Origin of the sequence: Shimia sp., assembly GCF_041624275.1 — a bacterium.
Classification (GTDB): Bacteria; Pseudomonadota; Alphaproteobacteria; order Rhodobacterales; family Rhodobacteraceae; genus Shimia.
In genome coordinates this window covers 1-4,825 of record NZ_JBFJVE010000212.1, presented here as the reverse complement: position 1 = coordinate 4,825, position 4,825 = coordinate 1, and the positions used below count along the sequence as shown (strand labels likewise).

The window sequence follows — 4,825 nt, the reverse complement described above, 5'->3', positions numbered from 1 at the left end:
GACCTCGGGCGCGGCCAGCTACACCGGCGGGCTCAGCGTTCACAAATACATGAAGGTGGTTACATGGCAGCGCGCCACGCGCGACGGCTCGCGACCGGTGGCCGAGGCGACGGCGCGAATTTCCCGCCTCGAGGGCATGGAAGGCCATGCCCGCGCCGCCGAGGTGCGGCTGGCCAAGTACTTCCCCGGCGAGCGCTTCGATCTGAGTGCCTAGGGCGGGGCGCGCGGTCGGCGGCTGGTGCCGGATCAGAGGTCAAGAAACGGGCGCAGGGTGATCCCTTCGTCCTCGAGACGCTGGCGTATGGTCGTTGCCATCCGCACAGCGCCGGGGCTGTCGCCGTGAACGCAGATCGACTGCGCGCGAAGGGCGATCGGGGCGCCGTCGACAACCGGCATCCGGCCGGTCTTCAGAAAGCCGATCAGACGCTCGGCGGCTTCTTCGGGGTCATGGATCATGGCCCCCTCGGTGCCGCGCGGCACCAGCTGACCGCTGCCAAGGTACCCGCGATCGGCGAAGACCTCGGAATAGACGGCAAGACCGGCCTCGGTCGCGGCGCGCTCGAGGCAGCTGCCCGAGATGGCAAGGATCGCAAGGTTTGGGTCGACCTGCCGAACGCTGTCGCAGATGGCTTGGGCGACGGTGCGATCGCGCGCCGCCAGATTGCCAAGCGCCCCGTGCGGTTTGACATAGCGCACCGCCACCGGCACCAGCGCCGCCACCGCGATCAGGGCGCCGATCTGCGCCGCGATCATGCGGCCGATTTCGACCGGGGGCATCGGTATCACCCGGCGGCCGAACCCCTCGCGGTCGGCATAACCGGGATGGGCGCCGACCACGACGCCGCGTTCCGCCGCCAGCTTCAGGGTGGCGAACATGGTCTCGGGGTCGCCGGCATGGCCGCCGCAGGCGATATTGGCGCTGTCGACAATGTCGAGCATGGCGGCGTCGTCGCCCATGGTCCATGGGCCGAAGCTTTCGCCGAGATCCGCGTTGAGGTCGATCTTCATGGCGGTGTTCCTTTGCTGTCCGGGCCGGGTGCGCCCGGCGCAGGTTACTCTGGCCTCGGGCGGTGAACAATGCCGTGCGGCGGCGCTTTCGGGGCTGCATTCGCCGGGGCGGCGCGATACTGTGGCGGCGCCGGGGCGCAAGCGGTTTGCGACCGGCAGCGGCCGCTTGGGTGGCCGGCCTGTTCGGCCCGGACAGGAGATATCACCGATCGGCAACGGACCGGACTGACGCCATGCGCGATGACACACCGCAGATCTGCAACGTCGGGCTCGACGGCATGCTGGTGCGCTTTGGCACCGCGCTGAGCGAACCGGCCAACCGCGCCGCGCTGGCGCTGCGCGACGCGCTGGAACGGGAAGCCTGGGACGGGATCGAGGAGACCTCCTCGACGCTGGTCTCGACCTTTGTCCGCTTCGACCCGCTGCACCTCTCGCACGCCGCCCTGGCCGAAAGGCTGCGCCGGTTGCTCGCGGCGCGCGACTGGTATGCCGCAGAGATGGCCGAGGGGCGGCGCCTGTGGCGCATCCCGGCGGTGTTCGGCACCGAACTTGCGCCCCAGTTGCCGCAGGCCGCCGAACTGGCGGGTCTTTCGCTTGAGGCCGCCATCGCCTCGCTGAGCCGGGCCCGCCTCAGGGTCCAGACCATCGGGTTCGCCCCCGGTCAGCCCTATCTCGGGACATTGCCCGAAGCCTGGGACATCCCCCGCCAGAGGCAGCTGTCGCGCCGGATACCCGAGGGCGCGCTGGCGGTCGCGATCCGTCAACTGGTGCTGTTTTCGGTCGACACCCCGACCGGGTGGCTGCATGTCGGGCAGACTGCGATGCAGCTGTTTCGGCCCGAGGCCGAGGCGCCCTTTCTGCTGCGCCCGGGTGACGAGGTGCAGTTCAGACCGGTGGCGGCAGAGGCGTTGGAAAACCTGCGCCGCGCGCCCCGTGGCGGGGCCACCTGCGAGCCCCTGTCATGAGCCGCGTCGTGACCATAGTCGACTGCGGCCCGGGGGTGACGGTGCAGGATGGCGGGCGGCCGGGCTGGCTGGCCTACGGTGTCTCGCGCAGCGGCGCCGCCGACGCCCGTGCCCTTTGCGAAGGCGCGGCTCTTCTGGGGCAGGACGGGGCCCATGCGGCGCTCGAGATGGCCGGGATCGGCGGCCGCTTCCGTTTCGAGGTCGCGACGCGCATCGCGCTCACCGGCGCGCCGATGGCGGCAGTGGTCGACGGCACGCGACTGGCCTGGAATGCAAGCCACCTGATCCCGGCGGGGGCAGAGCTTGGGCTGGGCGCGGCGGGGCCGGGGTATTACGGCTATCTGCATTTCGGCGGCGGGCTGGTGACGCGGCTGCGGCTCGGGGCCCGCGCCACCCATGTCGCGGCCGGGATCGGCGCGCCGCTCGGTGCCGGAGATCGGCTGGAGATCGGGCCGGATCGCGGGCAGGAGGTGGGGCGCTGCCTGCCCCCCGAGGACAGATTCGGCGGCGGTGAAATCCGCATCCTGCGCAGTTTTCAGACCGATCTGTTCGCGCCCGAGGCGCTGGACCGCTTTCAGTCGACCAGCTTTCGGCGCGGCGCGCGCGGCAACCGCATGGGGGTGCCGCTGGAGCAGCCGGGGCCGGGGTTCGAGGCCGCCAGCGGCCACAGCATCCTGTCCGACGTGGTGGTGCCCGGCGATATCCAGATCACCGGCGACGGGGTGCCCTTCGTGCTGTTGCAGGAATGCCAGACCACCGGCGGCTACCCGCGTATCGGCACCGTCATCCCCTGCGACCTGCCGCGCGTGAGCCAGGCCGGCGCCGGAACCTCGCTGCGCTTCCGCTTTATCGCGCTCGACGAGGCGATCGCGCTCGAGCGCCGCGAAGCCGCCGCGCGTGCGGGCCTGCGGGGCGCGGTGAAACCGCTGGTGCGCGACCCTCGGACCATGGCCGACCTGCTGTCCTACCAGTTGATCGACGGCATGATTACCGGGCGCGAATGACGGCAGGCGAGGTCCGCCGGCAGGAGCCGCGGGGCAGAGAAGAAGTTTCGTGTTTAATATTTTTATGTTCACGCTAAATTGGGCCGGGGACAATTGGGGCTCAGCGCGATGAAAACCGCCTTCAGGGATGTGAAAGACCGGGTCCGGCGCCGGATCGTCGGAGGTCACTGGCCGCCCGGAGCCCTGCTGCCGAACGAGGTCGATCTGGCGGCCGAGTTTCAATGCGCGCGGACCACGGTCAACCGGGCGATGCGCGAACTGGCCGAAGAGGGGCTGGTCGAGCGCAAGCGCAAGGCCGGCACCCGGGTGTTGCCATCGCCGACGCGGCAGGCGCGGTTCGCCATTCCGATCGTGCGTGAAGAGATCGAGTCGCGCGGCCTGCGCTATCGCTATGCTCTGGTGCAGCGCGAGATCATCGACACGCCGGATTGGCTGCGCGCCCGCATCGGGCTGGACCAAGGCGGGCGGCTCGTGCATCTCACCTGTATGCATTTCGGCGACGGGCACCCCTATCAGCTCGAGGATCGCTGGATCAACCTTGCCGCCCTGCCGCAGGCGGCCGAGGCCGATTTCACCCGGCGCGGACCCAATGAGTGGCTGATTGCCGAGGTGCCCTATTCCGACGCCGAGATCAGTTTCTCGGCGATGGCGGCCGATGCCGGGATCGCGCGGCACATGGGCTGCGGCGAAGGCGATGCGCTGTTCCTGGCCGAACGCTCGACCTGGTGGCAGGGGCAGCCGATCACCTATGTGCGGCTGGTGTTCCAGCGCGGGTTTCGCATGACCACCCGCTATTGAGGGCCGCCGCCTTTCCGGGCCGTCGGCCGGCAGCGGCCTCAGAGCCGGTCGCGCAGGGGGGCCACGGCCTGGCGATAGGCGCGGGTGATGCTGTCGCGGCGGACATGCCGGCCCTGCCGCACCATATGGCGCCCGGCTGCCCAGACATCGGCCACCATGCGGTTGTCTCCGGCAAAGGCGAAACTGTCGACAAGGGTGTCACCGCGCAGCCCGGCAAGGTCAATGTGACCGGTGTCGAGGGCCAGAAGATCGGCCCATTCCCCGACGGCGATCCTGCCCGTGCCGCGCCCGGCCGCCTGCGCGCCGCCGGCACAGATCGCGTCAAGGATCTGCCGTCCGCTTGACCGCTCGGGGGTCGCCAGCGCGGCCCGAGAATGGTCGCGCAGCCGCTGCGTCGTGTCGAGCAGGCGCATCTCTTCGGCCAGTGAAATCCGGATGTTGCTGTCAGATCCGATGGAGATTTCGCCCCCCGCAGCCATCCAGCGCGGCGCATCGAATATGCCATCGCCCAGCGATGCCTCGGTGAGCGGGCACAGGCCCGCCACGGCGCCGGTCCGGGCCAATGCGGCGGTTTCATGCGGCCGCATCTGGGTCAGGTGGATCAGGCACCAGCGCCGGTCCAGCGGCAGGTTGTCCAGCGCCCATTCGACCGGCCGGCTTCCCCATGCGGCCTGAACCTCTTCGACCTCGGCGATCTGTTCGGCAAGGTGCAGGTGGACCGGCCCTTGGGGCCACAGCGTGGCCGCGGCTTTCAGCTGTTCCGGTGCCAGCGCCCGCAGGCTGTGCGGGGCGACGCCCAGTTTGCAGTCCGCCGGCAGCGCCTTCATGAGCCCGGCGCAGCGGTCCAGCAACCGGGCATAGCGGTCGGGCGGGTTGGCGAACCTGACCTGCCCCGCGCCGAGCGGGCGCCGGTCGCAGCCGCCGTACTGGTATTGCACCGGCAGCAAAGTCAGGCCGATCCCCGTGCTGTCACGCGCTGCGGCGATGCGCTCGGCCATTTCGCCGAGATTGGCGTAGGGCGTGCCGTCGGGCTGGTGATGCAGGTAATGG

General features: G+C 70.1%; 6 protein-coding genes. 4 read left to right on the top strand and 2 right to left on the bottom strand.

The features are described from left to right. Nucleotides 1-214 (top strand): histidinol dehydrogenase (locus ABZD10_RS13745; protein WP_372887312.1); only part of this gene is annotated, 214 nt, incomplete at its 5' end. A gap of 32 nt (nt 215-246) precedes the next feature. Here ABZD10_RS13745 and ABZD10_RS13740 read toward each other — a convergent pair. Continuing rightward, nucleotides 247-1,008: a LamB/YcsF family protein gene (locus ABZD10_RS13740; RefSeq protein ID WP_372887311.1), complete on the bottom strand. Its 762-nt coding sequence runs from the start codon at nt 1,006-1,008 to the stop codon at nt 247-249. A gap of 233 nt (nt 1,009-1,241) precedes the next feature. Between ABZD10_RS13740 and ABZD10_RS13735 the strand changes: the two genes are divergently transcribed. From ABZD10_RS13735 to ABZD10_RS13725, 3 genes are all read left to right on the top strand, one after another. After that, nucleotides 1,242-1,973, top strand: coding sequence for an allophanate hydrolase subunit 1 (locus tag ABZD10_RS13735; protein WP_372887310.1), 732 nt, complete (start codon nt 1,242-1,244; stop codon nt 1,971-1,973). Then, the gene (locus ABZD10_RS13730) at nt 1,970-2,977 is read left to right on the top strand and encodes a biotin-dependent carboxyltransferase family protein (protein WP_372887308.1); all 1,008 of its coding nucleotides are present in this window, start codon (nt 1,970-1,972) and stop codon (nt 2,975-2,977) included. The genes ABZD10_RS13735 and ABZD10_RS13730 overlap by 4 nt, the downstream gene beginning before the upstream one ends. 108 nt (nt 2,978-3,085) lie before the next feature. Next, on the top strand, nt 3,086-3,775 hold the full coding sequence (locus ABZD10_RS13725) for a GntR family transcriptional regulator (RefSeq protein WP_372887307.1): 690 nt from the start codon (nt 3,086-3,088) through the stop codon (nt 3,773-3,775). 38 nt (nt 3,776-3,813) lie between these two features. Here ABZD10_RS13725 and ABZD10_RS13720 read toward each other — a convergent pair. Beyond that, on the bottom strand, nt 3,814-4,825 hold a 1,012-nt coding region (locus ABZD10_RS13720; protein WP_372887305.1), incomplete at its 5' end, for an amidohydrolase family protein.

What these genes read in the sequence shown, in the direction of transcription:
- ABZD10_RS13735 (WP_372887310.1), top strand. Translation starts at nt 1,242, where the DNA reads ATGCGCGATGACACACCGCAGATCTGCAACGTCGGGCTCGACGGCATG.
- ABZD10_RS13740 (WP_372887311.1), bottom strand. Translation starts at nt 1,008, where the DNA reads ATGAAGATCGACCTCAACGCGGATCTCGGCGAAAGCTTCGGCCCATGG.
- ABZD10_RS13730 (WP_372887308.1), top strand. Translation starts at nt 1,970, where the DNA reads ATGAGCCGCGTCGTGACCATAGTCGACTGCGGCCCGGGGGTGACGGTG.
- ABZD10_RS13725 (WP_372887307.1), top strand. Translation starts at nt 3,086, where the DNA reads ATGAAAACCGCCTTCAGGGATGTGAAAGACCGGGTCCGGCGCCGGATC.